This window comes from Cupriavidus sp. GW821-FHT02F09 (assembly GCF_059421605.1).
On the sequence record NZ_JBWKVH010000023.1, the window covers coordinates 43,354 to 57,460 of the forward strand.

The 14,107-nt window shown below is 66.7% G+C and carries 10 protein-coding genes; all 10 read right to left on the reverse strand.

Annotated features, from left to right (window positions below; translation table 11 throughout):
• Positions 1-123: 123 nt before the first annotated feature.
• The 10 genes from AC07XB_RS23455 to lpdA all read right to left on the reverse strand — a co-directional run bounded on the left by AC07XB_RS23455 (position 124) and on the right by lpdA (position 14,106).
• The gene (locus tag AC07XB_RS23455) at positions 124-1,119 is read right to left on the reverse strand and encodes a cytochrome d ubiquinol oxidase subunit II (protein ID WP_492813314.1); all 996 of its coding nucleotides are present in this window, start codon (positions 1,117-1,119) and stop codon (positions 124-126) included.
• 5 nt (positions 1,120-1,124) lie between these two features.
• A complete protein-coding gene (locus AC07XB_RS23460; protein ID WP_492831505.1) occupies positions 1,125-2,528 on the reverse strand; it encodes a cytochrome ubiquinol oxidase subunit I in 1,404 nt (467 codons plus the stop codon).
• Positions 2,529-2,613: 85 nt separating this feature from the next.
• Entirely contained in the window at positions 2,614-3,273 is a 660-nt protein-coding gene (locus tag AC07XB_RS23465; RefSeq protein WP_492831506.1) for a DUF6781 family protein, read from the reverse strand.
• Between the two features lie 66 nt (positions 3,274-3,339).
• On the reverse strand, positions 3,340-4,086 hold the full coding sequence (phbB, locus tag AC07XB_RS23470; RefSeq protein WP_043354246.1) for an acetoacetyl-CoA reductase: 747 nt from the start codon (positions 4,084-4,086) through the stop codon (positions 3,340-3,342).
• A gap of 54 nt (positions 4,087-4,140) precedes the next feature.
• On the reverse strand, positions 4,141-5,316 hold the full coding sequence (locus tag AC07XB_RS23475) for an acetyl-CoA C-acetyltransferase (protein ID WP_492813239.1): 1,176 nt from the start codon (positions 5,314-5,316) through the stop codon (positions 4,141-4,143).
• Between the two features lie 70 nt (positions 5,317-5,386).
• Complete coding sequence (phaC, locus tag AC07XB_RS23480; protein ID WP_492831507.1) at positions 5,387-7,078, reverse strand: class I poly(R)-hydroxyalkanoic acid synthase; 1,692 nt, start codon at positions 7,076-7,078, stop codon at positions 5,387-5,389.
• 65 nt (positions 7,079-7,143) lie between these two features.
• The gene (locus AC07XB_RS23485; protein WP_416051927.1) at positions 7,144-8,502 is read right to left on the reverse strand and encodes an NAD(P)/FAD-dependent oxidoreductase; all 1,359 of its coding nucleotides are present in this window, start codon (positions 8,500-8,502) and stop codon (positions 7,144-7,146) included.
• A 13-nt stretch (positions 8,503-8,515) separates the two neighbouring features.
• A complete protein-coding gene (locus AC07XB_RS23490) occupies positions 8,516-9,868 on the reverse strand; it encodes a dicarboxylate/amino acid:cation symporter (RefSeq protein WP_477133986.1) in 1,353 nt (450 codons plus the stop codon).
• A gap of 51 nt (positions 9,869-9,919) precedes the next feature.
• Complete coding sequence (locus AC07XB_RS23495) at positions 9,920-12,214, reverse strand: NADP-dependent malic enzyme (protein WP_492831508.1); 2,295 nt, start codon at positions 12,212-12,214, stop codon at positions 9,920-9,922.
• Between the two features lie 113 nt (positions 12,215-12,327).
• Entirely contained in the window at positions 12,328-14,106 is a 1,779-nt protein-coding gene (gene lpdA / locus AC07XB_RS23500) for a dihydrolipoyl dehydrogenase (RefSeq protein ID WP_492813245.1), read from the reverse strand.
• Position 14,107: the final 1 nt, after the last annotated feature.

Sequence of the window (14,107 nt, forward strand, 5' to 3'; positions counted from 1 at the left end):
CTGTGCTCGTCCAGGCACAGGTCAGGTGAATGCAGTGTACTCCCGGAGCACGGTTGCGCGAAGCCCGCGCAGCCGTCGGCGGGGCCTTGCGTTGTGTCGCGCCGCAGCATGTTCCAAGGCCAGCTAGGCATAGCGGAGTTCGCCGGTCTTGCCACGGAATACCCGGTACGAAAACACCGTGTAGCCGGCAATGGCCGGCACCGAGATGCACACGCCCACCAGGATCACCTTCAAGGCCTCCGGGCTGCTGGCGGCCTGCCAGATCGTCAGGCGGTGGATCACGACAAACGGAAAGATGCTGTAGGCCAGCCCGAGGAAGCTGAGCACAAAGACCCCGATCAGCAGCACGAAGGGCAGCCAGCTCACCGGCCCGCGTACCACGCGGGTGTTCAGCAGCATGCGCACGGCCACGAGCGCGACGCCGGTCACCAGCGGGATGGAGACGAGGGCGACAATCTGCGGCAGCACGAACCAGCGCTCGCGCACCGCCGGGCTGATCCAAGGTGTGGCAATCGAGATCAATGCCAGCCCGCAGACCATCGGCGCCCACGCGATCCTGGCCCAGTGCACCGCGCGCTGCTGGAGTTCGCCCTCGGTTTTCATGACGAGCCAGCACGCGCCGAGCAGCACGTAGGCCATCGGCAACGCCACGGCGATGGCCGCAGCGAACAGGGGATAGTTCCAACCGGTACCGAAGCCACTGATGTAACGTCCCAGCATCCATCCTTGCGAGACCGACGCGATCGTCGAGCCGGCGAAGAAGAGGCGGTCCCACATCGGCTTGTGCGCGCTCTTTACCTTCACCCGGAAGTCAAACGCCACGCCGCGCAGGATCAGCCCCACCAGCATCAGCGTGACAGGCAGGTAGAGCTCGGTCAATATGAATCCGTGCGCCTTAGGGAAAGCCACGAGGAGGATGCCGATGCCGAGCACCAGCCAGGTTTCGTTGGCATCCCAGAACGGACCGATCGACGCCACCATGACGTCTTTCTCGGCCGGGGCCGCCCGGTGCATCAGCATGCCGACGCCCAGGTCATAGCCATCGCTGATCACGTAGACCAGCATGGCCACGCCCATCAGCGCCATGAAGATCACGGGCAGGGCATCGTCAAAACGCATCCAGGTCATGGTTGGCTCCCGGCAGGCAAGGGGCGCGCGGCGATCGTGCCGGACGCCGGTGTGGGTTGTCCGGCGTGATCGGCCCCGAGCGGGGCTTCCGGTTTCTCCGCCAGGTACTTGAGCACGCTGACATAGGCGACGATCAGCGCGAGGTACACCGTCGCAAACAGCGTCAGTGTCAGGGCGATATGGGGCGCCGGCACGTTGGAGGCAACGTCGGCGGTGCGTACCAGGCCGTAGACGATAAAAGGCTGGCGTCCGATCTCGGTGACGTACCAGCCGGCCACCGTGGCAATCCAGCCGGAGAAGGTCATGCCTGCGAATCCCCACAGCAGCGCGCGCGGCAGCCGCTGCGGCTGCCAGCCGGCGCGGCGGTACCACCACCAGCCCAGCCAGCTGGCCGCCAGCATCAGCACCCCCATGCCCACCATCACGCGAAACGCGAAGAACAGCGGGAGGACGGGCGGATGCGCGTCGCCGAACGTGTTCAGCCCGCGGATCTCGCCGTCAGCGCGGTGCGTCAGGATCAGGCTGGCGAGATGCGGGATGCCGATCGCCGCGCGGTTGGTGCGGGCGCGGGCATCGGGAATGGCGAAAAGCAGCAAGGGCGCGCCGCGCTCTGTCTCCCACACGCCCTCCATGGCCGCGATCTTCTGGGGCTGGTGCTCAAGCGTGTTGAGCCCGTGCATGTCGCCGACCGCGATCTGCAGGGGGATCGCGACAGCGGCGAGGGTCAGCCCGACCCGCAGCACCTTGGGCGCGGACAGCTGTCCGGTGCCCTTGAGCAACTGCCACGCGCTCAGCCCCGCGAGCAGGAAGGCGCAGGTCAGCGCCGAGGCCAGCAGCATGTGGCAGAAGCGGTAGGGGAAGGAGGGGTTGAAGATGATGGCGAGCCAGCTGTGCACATGGAACTCGCCATGGATGATCTCGTAGCCCTGTGGCGTCTGCATCCAGGAGTTCAGCGCCAGGATCCAGAAGGCGCTGAGCGTGGTGCCGAAGGCGACGAAGAAGGTCGACATCAGGTGTATCCGCTCGCCCACCTTGCCGTGGCCGAACAGCATCACGCCAAGAAAGCCGGCTTCGAGAAAGAACGCGGTCAGTACTTCATAGGCGAGCAGGGGCCCGGCAATATTGCCGACCGTTTCCATGAAGCCAGGCCAGTTGGTGCCGAACTGGAAGCTCATGGTGATGCCGCTGACCACGCCAAGCGCGAACGTCAGCGCGAACACCTTGGTCCAGAACCGGTAAGCATTCAGCCAGGCATGGCGCAGCGGTGGCGTGTCCGCCTTCAGATAGCGCCAGCGGAAGAACAGCAGCAACCATCCCAGGGCGATGCTGATGGTCGGGAACAAGATATGGAAGGTGATGTTGGCAGCAAACTGCATGCGCGCCAGCAGGATGGGATCCATCTGTCCGGGCTCCTCCGTGGGTTGTGGATGGGACGCCGCGCGTGCGGCGTCCCGGTTGCTGCATGGCGGCGTGGCTACCGCGAGGTCAGCGCTTGCCTTCGCCGTTCAGGCCGTTCGACATGCCGATCAGCACGCCGCTGACCAGCGTGGCGTAGTGCTCGAGCCAGGCTTCGGTGCTGCTTTGCGCAAAGGCCCGTCCCTCGCGCGCGAGCTCGCGCGCCTGGGTGGTCAGTTGCTCGACCACTGCCGTGGCGTTGGCGCCGGTCGCCGTGCCTTTGAGCTTCATGCCCTCCAGCACCGACGACCACGGCCCCTGAACTGACTGTGGCAACTCACCGATGGATTTGGCCACCGTGCCCAACAGCGCGTCCTCCATCTTCTCGATGTCGGCCACGGCCTTCTTGAGGTGGGTCTCGCGCAATTGCGCGCCCTGGTCGACGATCTGCTGCAACGCCCGGCGATTGGCTTCCACCGCCTGCACCAGCGCGGCGTCCATGCCCTGCGCGACCTGGGACAACATCGGCTCCAGCCCCGGCCCGGCGAGCCCGCTGCCGGTCACCCCGGCGGAGGCCGCCTGGGTGACCATCTTCAGCGTGTCCTTGATGCTCTTCAGGGTCAGCTCCCGGCCTTGCAACGCCTTGAGGGTCGCTTGCTGGACCGCCTGTTGCAGGGATTCGCCTTGCTTTTGCGACGATTGCGCGAACTGCTTGATCAGCGCGTCGTGATCGATGCCCATGGATTTCATATGGTCTCCGGTTGCTGCCTTGCCTTGCTGTTGTCTTGCCAGATGGCCGTCATCGCTGCGCCCGCGTCACTGCATGTGCTGGCCGCCGTTGATGGCGATGTTGGCGCCGGTCAGGAAGGCGGCTTCTTCCGAGGCCAGGTAGATGATCAGGCCCGCCACTTCCTCCGGCTTGCCCAGGCGGCCTACCGGGATCTGCGGGAGAATCTTGGTATTCAGGATCTCCTCGGGAATGGCAGTGACCATCTTGGTCCCGATGTAGCCGGGCGAGATGGTGTTGACCGTCACGCCTTTCCTGGCGACCTCCAGGGCCAGTGCCTTGGTAAAGCCGTGCACGCCGGCCTTGGCGGCCGAATAGTTGGTCTGGCCGAACGCGCCCTTGGAGCCGTTGACCGACGACACGTTGATCACGCGGCCCCAGCCGCGCTCGACCATGCCGTCCGCGACCTGCTTGGTCATGTTGAACAGGCTGTCCAGGTTGGTGCGCAGCACCATGTCCCAGTTCACCTTGTCCATCTTCTTGAACGTCATGTCGCGCGTGATGCCGGCGTTGTTGACCAGCACATCGACCGGGCCGGCGACTTCCGTCACTGCCGCCACTGCCTTGGCGCACGAATCGATGTCCGCCACATCGCAGGGCACGGCGAGGATGTCGTAGCCGCGTGCCTTCATCTGCTGAACCCATTCGCCATGGGTGGTGTTGCCGGGCGAATAGGTGACCGCCACCCGGTAGCCGGCATCGGCCATCTTGGTGGAAATGGTTTCGCCCAGGCCGCCCATGCCGCCCGTGACCAGTACTACGCGTTGCTTGCTCATGGTTGTTTTCTCCTTGTGGAATGTATGTTGTCTTAGCGATAGATTGGCGCTCGATTAGCGCTCGACGGCCAGCGCCACGCCCATGCCGCCGCCGATGCACAGCGACGCCAGGCCGCGCCTGGCATCGCGCCGCGCCATTTCATGGAGCAGGGTGACCAGGATGCGGCAGCCGGACGCGCCGATGGGATGGCCGATGGCAATGGCGCCGCCATTGACGTTGATCTTGCTGGCGTCCCAGTCCATTTCCTGGTTGACCGCGCACGCCTGGGCGGCGAAGGCCTCGTTGATCTCCATCAGGTCCAGGTCGTTGATGCTCCAGCCCGCCTTGTGCAGGCAACGCTGCGAGGCCGGGACCGGGCCCATGCCCATGATCGTGGGGTCAAGCCCGGCGCTGGCATAGGAGGCGATGCGGGCCAGCGGCGTCAGCCCCAGCTCGCGCGCCTTGCTGGCCGACATCATCAGTACCGCCGCCGCGCCGTCGTTCAGGCCAGAGGCATTGCCTGCGGTGACGGAGCCGGCCTTGTCGAACGCCGGCCGCAGGCCCGCCAGGGCATCGGCCGTGGTGCCGTGCTTGATGAACTCGTCGGTATCGAACACCACCGTGCCCTTCTTCGAGACGATCGAGACCGGCACGATCTCGTCCTTGAAACGGCCGGCTTTCTGTGCCAGCTCGGCCTTCTGTTGCGACGCGGCCGCGAACGCGTCCTGCTGTTCGCGCGAGATGTTGTAGGCCTTGGCCACGTTCTCGGCGGTGGTGCCCATGTGGTACTGGTTGAAGGCGTCCCACAGGCCGTCGACGATCATGGTGTCGGTCAGCTTCCAGTCGCCCATGCGCTGGCCGTCCCGCGAGCCTGCCAGCACGTGCGGTGACGCGCTCATGTTCTCCTGGCCGCCGGCGATGACGATATCGGCGTCGCCGCACTTGATGGCCTGGGCCGCCAGGTGCACGGCCTTCAGGCCGGAGCCGCAGACCTTGCCGATGGTCATGGCGGGCACGGTGTTGGGCAAGCCGGCCTTGATGGCGGCCTGGCGCGCGGGGTTCTGCCCGCTGCCAGCGGTCAGCACCTGGCCCAGCAGCACTTCGTCGACCATCTCGGGTTTCAGGCCGCTGCGTTCGAGCAAGGCCTTGATGACCGTGGCGCCCAGCTCAGGGGCCGGCACCTTGGCGAGCGATCCGCCGAACTTGCCCACGGCGGTTCTGGCTGCGGCGACGATGACAACATCTTCCATGTGACTCTCCTGGGTGAATCTTGGGGGTAGGGTGGATAGCGAATTGACGGGGCGGCTGGCTGGTTGGTAGCTAGCTGGCCTTCGCCTTGACGTAACGCCCGGGTGCGGGCTCGATCACGGGGTAAGCGGCGTTGCCGGGCGACCGGCGCGCAGCGGTGCGCGCGCCGGCGTGCTGCGCCAGCCAGCGGGTCCAGGCCGGCCACCAGCTGCCTTCGGCGCGCTCGGCGCCGTCGAGCCAGCGTTGCGGATCGCTCTGGAGCGGCCCGGTCCAGTGATGGCGCTTGCCTTTGGCCGGCGGGTTGATCACGCCGGCGATATGGCCGCTGGCGCCCAGCACAAAGGTCGTGGGCCCGCCCAGCAGGCGCGTGGTGGCATAGGCGCTGCCCCACGGCACGATATGGTCGTCATGCGAGGCATAGAGAAAGGCTGGCACCTGGACCTGGGCAAAGTCCACCGGCTCGCCGCACTGCACCGTGCCGCCGGGCACCCGCATACGGTTCTCCAGGTAGGCGTTGCGCAGGTACCAGCAGTACATCGGCCCGGGCAGGTTGGTGTCGTCGCAGTTCCAGGACAGCAGGTCGAACGCGGGCGGCGCGCTCCCCTTCAGGTAGCTGTTGACGGCATAGGGCCAGATCAGGTCGTTGGCGCGCAGCGCCGCGAACACATGGGCCAGCTCGCGGCCGCGCAGCAGCCCGCCGCGGCCGATCGCGGCCTCGTGCATGGCGACCATGGCTTCGTTGACCAGTAGCCCGATCTCGCCCGTGTCGTGGAAATCCAGCATCGTGGTGAGCAGCGTGACGCTGGCAACCTTGTCCTCGGCGCGCGCGGCGGCCACGGCCAGCGCGCAGGCCAGCAGCGTGCCGCCCACGCAGAAGCCCAGCGTGTTGACGCGGTCGGCGCCCGTGATGTCCTGCGCCACGTCGATGGCGCGCAGCACGCCTTGCTCGAGATAGTCGTCCCAGGTCAGGTGCGCCTGCGCCTGCGCCACGTTGCGCCAGGACACCAGGAAGACCGTATGTCCTTGCGCCACCGCATGGGCGACGAAGGAGTTCTCGGGCTGCAGGTCGAGGATGTAGAACTTGTTGATGCAGGGTGGCACGATCAGCAGGGGGCGCTGATGGACCTTGCCCGCGCCCGGTGCGTACTGGATGAGCTGCATCAGCTCGTTCTCATGCACCACGGCGCCCGGCGTGGTGGCCACGTTGCGGCCAACCTCGAAGCGCTGCTCATCGGTCATGGACACGCGCCCCTTGGCCAGGTCCTGCAGGAACAGGCGCATGCCTTCCACCAGGCTGGCGCCGCCGGAGTCCACGGCTAGTTGCAGCGCCTCGGGGTTGGTGGCCAGGCAGTTGGCCGGGCTGAGCGCATCCAGCACCTGGCGCAGCGCAAACTGCCACTGGCCTTTGGTCTGCGCATCGGCCGGCGCTTGCTCGATCGCGCCTTGCAGCAGCGTGGCGTAGCTCTGGTAGTGGCGCACCGCCAGCGCGAAGCGCGGGTCATCGCGCCAGGCCTGTGCGGCAAAGCGCCGGTCCGCGGTGCCGGCAGGCTCGCTCGCCGGCCAGAGCGCGCTCATTTGCCTGAGGGCCTGTTCCGGCCAGGCGGCGAGCGCGCGCGCTGCCGCCAGCATGGAGACCGGCGCGGGCGTGCCGTCGGCATCCTGCGGTGCCTGGCCGGGAGCGGCGCCGAACGCGCGCAGCATGGTCTGTTGCGCGCTGAAGAGCTCGGCAATCCAGCGGGAGGGGTCGGGCGTGGGCGTGGTCATGGGGTCCGGATTTGTGCGGTTGCTTGTGCGTGTGCGTGTGTGTTTGCAGGACAGCGGCACCGGGTTCAGTGCAGCTTCACATGTGGCTCGGTGCGCCGGACGATGGAGCGCGCCAGCGTGTCCAGCGCCACCTTGGCAAAGCCGTGCAAGGCCAGTTCGTGCATCTTGTAGAGCGACAGGTACATCATCCGGGCGAACAGTCCCTCCACCATCAGGCTGCCGCCGATCAGGCCGCCCATCATGTTGCCCACGGTGCTGAACTCGCCCAGCGACACCAGCGAGCCGAAGTCGCGGTAGCGGTAGTCGGCCAGCGGCTTGCCCGCCATGCGGGCGCGGACCTGCCTGACCATGTGCGAGGCCTGCTGGTGCGCGGCCTGGGCGCGCGGCGGCACGAACCCGCCCTTGCCCTGATTGGCCTCGGGCCACGCGCACGCCGCGCAATCGCCGATCGCGAAGATGTTCTCGTCGCGGCTGGCCTGCAGCGTGGGATGCACCACAAGCTGGTTGATGCGGTTGGTTTCAAGGCCCGCCAGGTCCTTGAGAAAGTCGGGTGCTTTCACGCCCGCCGCCCATACCACCAGTTCCGCCGGCAGCAGGCGGCCATCGCCCAGCAGCACGCCGCCGGGCAGCACCTCGGCCACCTTGGCGTCGGTAAGTACTTCCACGCCCAGCTTGCGCAGCAGGCCCTGCGTGGCGCTTGAGAGGCGCGGCGGCAGCGCCGGCAGCACGCGCGGCGCGGCTTCGATCAGCGTGACGCGGATGTCCTTGTCGGCGTCGACCCGGTCCAGGCCGAAGGCCACCACCTCGCGGGTGGTGCGGTGCAGCTCGGCCGCCAGTTCCACCCCGGTGGCGCCGGCGCCGATGATGGCAACGTGCAGCTGCTGGGCCAGCAGGGGCGCGGTCTGCGCATGCGCGCGGATGCAGGCATTGACCATGCGCGAGTGAAAGCGCAGCGCGTCCGCCGCGGACTCCAGCCGCATGGCGTGCTCGTAGACGCCAGGGGTGCCGAAGTCGTTGCTCTGGCTGCCCACCGCGATAATCAGCGTGTCATAGCCAAAGGTGCGCGGCGGCGTGATCTGCGTGCCTTCGTCATCCACATAGGGCGCCACCAGCACCTCCTGGCGCTCCCGGTCCAGTCCCACCATCTCGCCGACGCGGTAGCGGAAGTGGTGCCAGTGCGATTGCGCGAGATAGCCCACTTCATGGGCGCTCATGTCCATGCTGCCGGCGGCGATCTCGTGCAGCTTGGGCTTCCACACGTGGGTGCGGGTTTTCTCGATCAGGGTGACTTCGGCTTGCCGGCGCCGGCCAAGGGTGTTGCCCAGCCGGGTGGCCAGCTCAAGCCCGCCAGCGCCGCCGCCGACGATGACGATGCGGTGCGGTGCCTTGACGCTGGCGTCGGGACGATAGGTGGAAGGTTTCATCGCGGCCTGCCGGTCACCGGGTCAGCGTGGTGCCGGAGGCCGGCATGCGCGCCACCATCGGATCGAGCACGGCCTCCGGCTCGTCGGCCTCGGCGTCCGATTCGTTGTCCAGCCGGCGGTGCATGCGCGCCACGTCCAGGTCGCCGGTCCATTTCGCTACCACCACCGTGGCCACGCCGTTGCCGATCAGGTTGGTCAGCGCGCGCGCCTCCGACATGAAGCGGTCGATGCCCAGGATCAGGGCCAGGCCCGCCACCGGCACATGGCCCACCGCCGACAGCGTGGCCGCCAGCACGATGAAGCCGCTGCCGGTGACCCCGGCCGCGCCCTTGGAGGTGAGCAGCAGCACGGCCAGCAACGTCAGCTGCTGCATCAGGCTCATGTCGGTATTGGTGGCCTGGGCGATAAACACAGCCGCCATGGTCAGGTAGATGGACGTGCCATCCAGGTTGAACGAGTAGCCGGTGGGAATCACCAGCCCCACGACGGACTTGCGCGCACCCAGGTTCTCCAGCTTGGCCATCATCCGCGGCAGCACCGATTCGGACGACGACGTGCCCAGCACGATCAGCAGTTCCTCCTTGATGTACTTGATGAACTTCCAGATCGAGAACCCATGCGCGCGCGCGATGCCGCCAAGCACGACAAAGATGAAGAACAGGCAGGTCGCGTAGAACGTTGCCATCAGCTGGCCAAGCTGCAGCAGCGAGCCCACGCCATATTTCCCGATGGTGAACGCCATGGCCCCGAACGCACCGATGGGGGCCACCTTCATGATGTAGCCGACGATGGTGAACAGCACATGCGAGAATTTCTCGATGAAGTCGAACACCAGCGTGCCGCGCCCGCCGAACTTGTGCAGCGCGAAACCAAACATCACGGCAAACAGCAGCACCTGCAGGATCTCACCCTTGGCGAAGGCGTCCACCACGGTATTGGGGATCACATGCAGCAGGAAATCCACCGTGCCCTGCATCTTGCCGGGCTCGGTATAGGCGGCGATGCTCTTGGTATCGAGCGTGCTCACGTCGACATTCATGCCCGCCCCGGGCTTGACGAGGTTGATGATCACGAGACCCACCACCAGTGCAACGGCGCTCACCACCTCGAAGTACAGCAGCGCCAGCCCGCCGGTCTTGCCGACCTTCTTCATGTCCTCCATGCCGGCGATGCCGACCACGACCGTGCAGAAGATGATCGGCGCGATGATCATCTTGATCAGCTTGATGAAGCCATCGCCCAACGGCTTCATCGCCTCGCCGGCCTGCGGGTAGAAGTGGCCGAGGATCACACCGATGACGATCGCGGTGATGACCTGGAAGTACAGGGATCGGTACAACGGCTTGGGGTGATTGTCATTGTCCATGGGTGTCTCCTCTTTGGGGTTGCGTGGGCGCCGGCGTCGTCGCGGGTCAGGTCAGTCGATTGCCCAGGCAGAGGCGCGCTGCGCGCTGGCGTCGACCGTTGCCACGGCGCTCATGTTGACGATGCGGCGTACCGTCGATGAAGACGTCAGGATGTGCACCGGGCGCGCGGCGCCGAGCAGGATGCCGCCCACCGTGATGCCGCCGCCCGCGGCGATGCGCATCAGGTTGTAGGAGATGTTGGCGGCATCCACGTTGGGCATCACCAGCACGTTGGCTTCGGTGGGCAGGCAGGATTCGGGGAACTCGTGCTCCAGGATGGGCTTGGACAGCGCCGCATCGCCGCGCATCTCGCCTTCCACGGCCAGCGACGGCTCACGCGCCTTCACCAGCGCCAGCGCCTCGCGCATCTTCACCGCGGCCGGCGCGGTGGAGCCGCCGAAGTTGGAGTGGGAGAGCAGGGCCACGCTAGGCGTGATGCCGAAACGCCTGACCGCCTCGGCCGCCAGCAACGTGATGTCGGCGATCTGCTGCGCCGTCGGGTCGAGGTTGACGTGGGTGTCGCAGATAAACAGCTGGCGGCCCGGCAGCATCAGCATCTGCATGACGGCGAGCGTCTCGCTGCCGGGCTTGAGGCCGATGGTGTCCCGCACATAGCCAAGGTGATCCTGGAAGCGGCCCACGGTGCCGCACAGCATGGCATCGGCCCGGCCCTGGCGCACCAGCATGGCGCCCAGCAGCGTACCGCGGCTGCGCACCTCCGCCTGTGCCAGCGCCCGCGACACGCCGTCGCGGCAACTCAGCTGGTAGTACGCCTCGGCCGCGTCGCTGTAGACGGCGGGGTCCAGTGGATCCACGCACTCGCAATCCACGCCGGGCTGCAGGCGCAGGCCGAACTGCGCGATACGCTGGACGATCGCATTGGGGCGGCCCACCAGCAACGGGCGCGCGATGCCCTCATCGATCACCACCTGGGCGGCGCGCAGCACGCGCTCGTCCTCGCCTTCAGCGTAGATCACCCGCTTGGGCGCGCGTTTGGCGGCGGCAAACACCGGCCCCATGGCGCTGCGCGACTGGTAGACGAACTGGCCCAGGCGCTGGCGATACGCCTCCATGTCAGCGATCGGGCGCGTGGCCACGCCGCTGTCCATCGCGGCCTTGGCCACGGCGGGCGCCACCGCTTCGATCAGGCGCGGGTCGAACGGCTTGGGAATCAGGTATTCGGCGCCGAAGCGCAGGCCCACCGCGCCGTAGGCCTGGGCCACCACTTCGGGGATTTCCGCATGCGCCAGTTCGGCGATGGCGCGCACGGCGGCCAGCTTCATCTCCTCGTTGATGGTGGTGGCGCCAACGTCCAGCGCACCGCGGAAGATGAACGGAAAGCACAGGACGTTGTTGACCTGGTTCGGATAGTCCGAGCGCCCGGTGCCCAGGATGGCATCGGGACGTACCGCCAGCGCATCCTCCGGCGCGATCTCCGGCGTGGGGTTGGCCATGGCCAGGATGATCGGGTCGCGCGCCATCACCTTGACCATGTCCGGCTTGAGCACGCCGCCGGCCGACAGCCCCAGGAAGATGTCCGCGCCGCCGATGATGTCAGCCAGCGTGCGCGCGGATGTGTCCTGCGCATAGCGCGCCTTGTTCGGGTCCATTGCCTCCTTGCGGCCCTGATAGACCACGCCGTTGCTGTCGGAGACGAACACGTTGCCGGTCGGCAGGCCCAGGCTGACGATCAGGTCCAGGCAGGCCAGTGCCGCGGCGCCGGCGCCGGATGCGACCAGCTTGACCTCGGCGATATCCTTGCCAACGTGCTTGAGCGCATTCAGGATGGCCGCGGCGGCCACGATGGCCGTGCCGTGCTGGTCGTCATGAAAGACCGGGATCTTCATGCGCTCGCGCAACTTCTTCTCGATGTAGAAGCACTCGGGCGCCTTGATGTCTTCCAGGTTGATGCCGCCAAAGGTCGGCTCCATGCGGGCAATGGTGTCGATCAGCGCGTCCGGATCGTCTTCCGCCAGTTCGATGTCGAACACATCGATGCCCGCGAACTTCTTGAACAGGCAGCCCTTGCCCTCCATCACCGGCTTGCCCGCCAGCGGCCCGATATTGCCCAGGCCCAGCACCGCGGTGCCGTTGGTGATCACGGCGACCAGGTTGGCGCGCGACGTGAGGTTCATTGCCTCGGCCGGATCGCGCACGATTTCCATGCAGGCATCGGCCACGCCCGGCGAGTAGGCGAGGGCGAGGTCGCGCTGCGTGGCCATTGCCTTGGTCGGCGTCACGGAGATCTTGCCGGGCGTGGGGTAGCGGTGGTAGTCGAGTGCGGCTTCGCGAAGGTTTTCGGTCATGGTTGTCTCTGTGGCTCGGTCAGGGCGCCAGATCGGCGATACACGTTCTTGTGATCTCTTGGGCGTAGCGCACGGCGCAAATGCCGCGCCGTGCGCCTCTCGCTTATTTCTTCTTATTTCTTCTTCACAGGCGGCAAATCGGTGCAATGCCCTTCAAACACCTCGGCCGCCATCCCGATCGATTCGCCCAGCGTCGGGTGCGGGTGGATGGTCTTGCCGATATCGGCGGGCTCGCAGCCCATCTCCACGGCCAGGCAGATCTCGCTGATCAGGTCGCCGGCATGCGTGCCGACGATGCCGCCGCCGATCACGCGATGGGTGGCTTCGTCGACGAGCAGCTTGGTGAAGCCTTCGTCGCGGCCGTTGGCGATGGCCCGGCCCGAAGCGGCCCACGGGAACACGGCCTTGCCGAACTTGATGCCTTCGGCCTTGCACTGGTCTTCGGTCTTGCCGGCCCAGGCCACCTCGGGATCGGTGTAGGCAACGGACGGGATCTGCCGCGCGTCGAAGAAGGCGGGCTCGCCGTGCGCGGCCTCGGCGGCCACATGCGCTTCATGTACCGCTTTGTGCGCCAGCATTGGCTGGCCGATGATGTCGCCGATCGCATGGATATGCGCGATGTTGGTCCGCATCTGCTTGTCGACCTCGATGAAGCCGCGCTCGGTGACGGCCACGCCGGCTTTGTCCGCGCCGATGGACTTGCCGTTGGGGCTGCGGCCCACCGCCACCAGCACCGCGTCGTAGACCTGCGGCGCCGGCGCCTCCTTGCCCTCGAAGCTGACTTCGATGCCCGCCGCGGTGGCCTTGGCCCCCACCGTCTTGGTCTTGAGCATGACGTGGTCGAAGCGGTGCGCGTTCTTCTTCTCCCACACCTTGACCAGGTCGCGGTCCGCCCCCTGCATCAGGCCATCCAGCATCTCCACCACGTCGATGCGCGTGCCCAGCGTGGAGTAGACCGTGGCCATCTCCAGCCCGATGATGCCGCCGCCCACCACCAGCATGCGCTTGGGGATCGACCTGAGCAGCAGCGCGCCGGTGGAGTCGACCACGCGCTCGTCGTCGGGCATGAACGGCAGCTTCACCGCCTGGCTGCCCGCCGCGATGATGGCCTTGGCAAACTTGATCACGCGCTTGCCGCCGTCGGCCGCCACCACTTCCAGGTGATACGGGTCGAGGAAGCTGCCGACGCCGGTCACCACCTCGACCTTGCGTGCCTTGGCCATGCCGGCCAGGCCGCCGGTCAGCTTCTTGATGACGCTGTCCTTGAAGCCGCGCAGCTTGTCCAGGTCGATCTCGGGCGCGCCGTAGCGGATGCCGTGGTCCGGCAGGGTCGCCACTTCATCCATGACCGATGCCGTGTGCAGCAACGCCTTCGAGGGGATGCAGCCCACGTTGAGGCAGACACCGCCAAGCGTGTCGTAGCGCTCCACCAGGACAGTCTTCATGCCCAGGTCGGCGCTGCGGAACGCGGCGGAATAGCCCCCGGGGCCGGCGCCCAGCACCAGCATTTCGCATTCCTGGTCCACCTTGCCGGTGTAGCTGGCAGCGTTGGGAACGGGCGCGGCGGCTGGCGCTGGCTTGGGCGGTGCCGATGGGGCCGATGGGGCCGCAGGCGCTGGCGCGGCGGGCGCGGCAACGGTTGCAGCGCCCGCGGCGGCCTCCACCACCAGGATCACCGATCCCTCGCTCACCTTATCGTTGACCTTGACGGTGATCTCCTTGACTACGCCGGCGTGGGTGGAAGGGATCTCCATCGAGGCCTTGTCGGACTCGACCGCGATCAGGCTGGTATCCACGGCGATGGTCTCGCCGGGCTTGACCATGACCTCGATCACCGTGACATCCTTGAAATCGCCGATATCCGGCACTTTGACTTCGACACGTTGGGTCATT

Bases quoted from the DNA above. Each gene is read 5' to 3' on its own strand.
- AC07XB_RS23455 (WP_492813314.1), bottom strand. From the start codon at position 1,119: ATGCGTTTTGACGATGCCCTGCCCGTGATCTTCATGGCGCTGATGGGC.
- AC07XB_RS23460 (WP_492831505.1), bottom strand. From the start codon at position 2,528: ATGGATCCCATCCTGCTGGCGCGCATGCAGTTTGCTGCCAACATCACC.
- AC07XB_RS23465 (WP_492831506.1), bottom strand. From the start codon at position 3,273: ATGAAATCCATGGGCATCGATCACGACGCGCTGATCAAGCAGTTCGCG.
- phbB (WP_043354246.1), bottom strand. From the start codon at position 4,086: ATGAGCAAGCAACGCGTAGTACTGGTCACGGGCGGCATGGGCGGCCTG.
- AC07XB_RS23475 (WP_492813239.1), bottom strand. From the start codon at position 5,316: ATGGAAGATGTTGTCATCGTCGCCGCAGCCAGAACCGCCGTGGGCAAG.
- phaC (WP_492831507.1), bottom strand. From the start codon at position 7,078: ATGACCACGCCCACGCCCGACCCCTCCCGCTGGATTGCCGAGCTCTTC.
- AC07XB_RS23485 (WP_416051927.1), bottom strand. From the start codon at position 8,502: ATGAAACCTTCCACCTATCGTCCCGACGCCAGCGTCAAGGCACCGCAC.
- AC07XB_RS23490 (WP_477133986.1), bottom strand. From the start codon at position 9,868: ATGGACAATGACAATCACCCCAAGCCGTTGTACCGATCCCTGTACTTC.
- AC07XB_RS23495 (WP_492831508.1), bottom strand. From the start codon at position 12,214: ATGACCGAAAACCTTCGCGAAGCCGCACTCGACTACCACCGCTACCCC.
- lpdA (WP_492813245.1), bottom strand. From the start codon at position 14,106: ATGACCCAACGTGTCGAAGTCAAAGTGCCGGATATCGGCGATTTCAAG.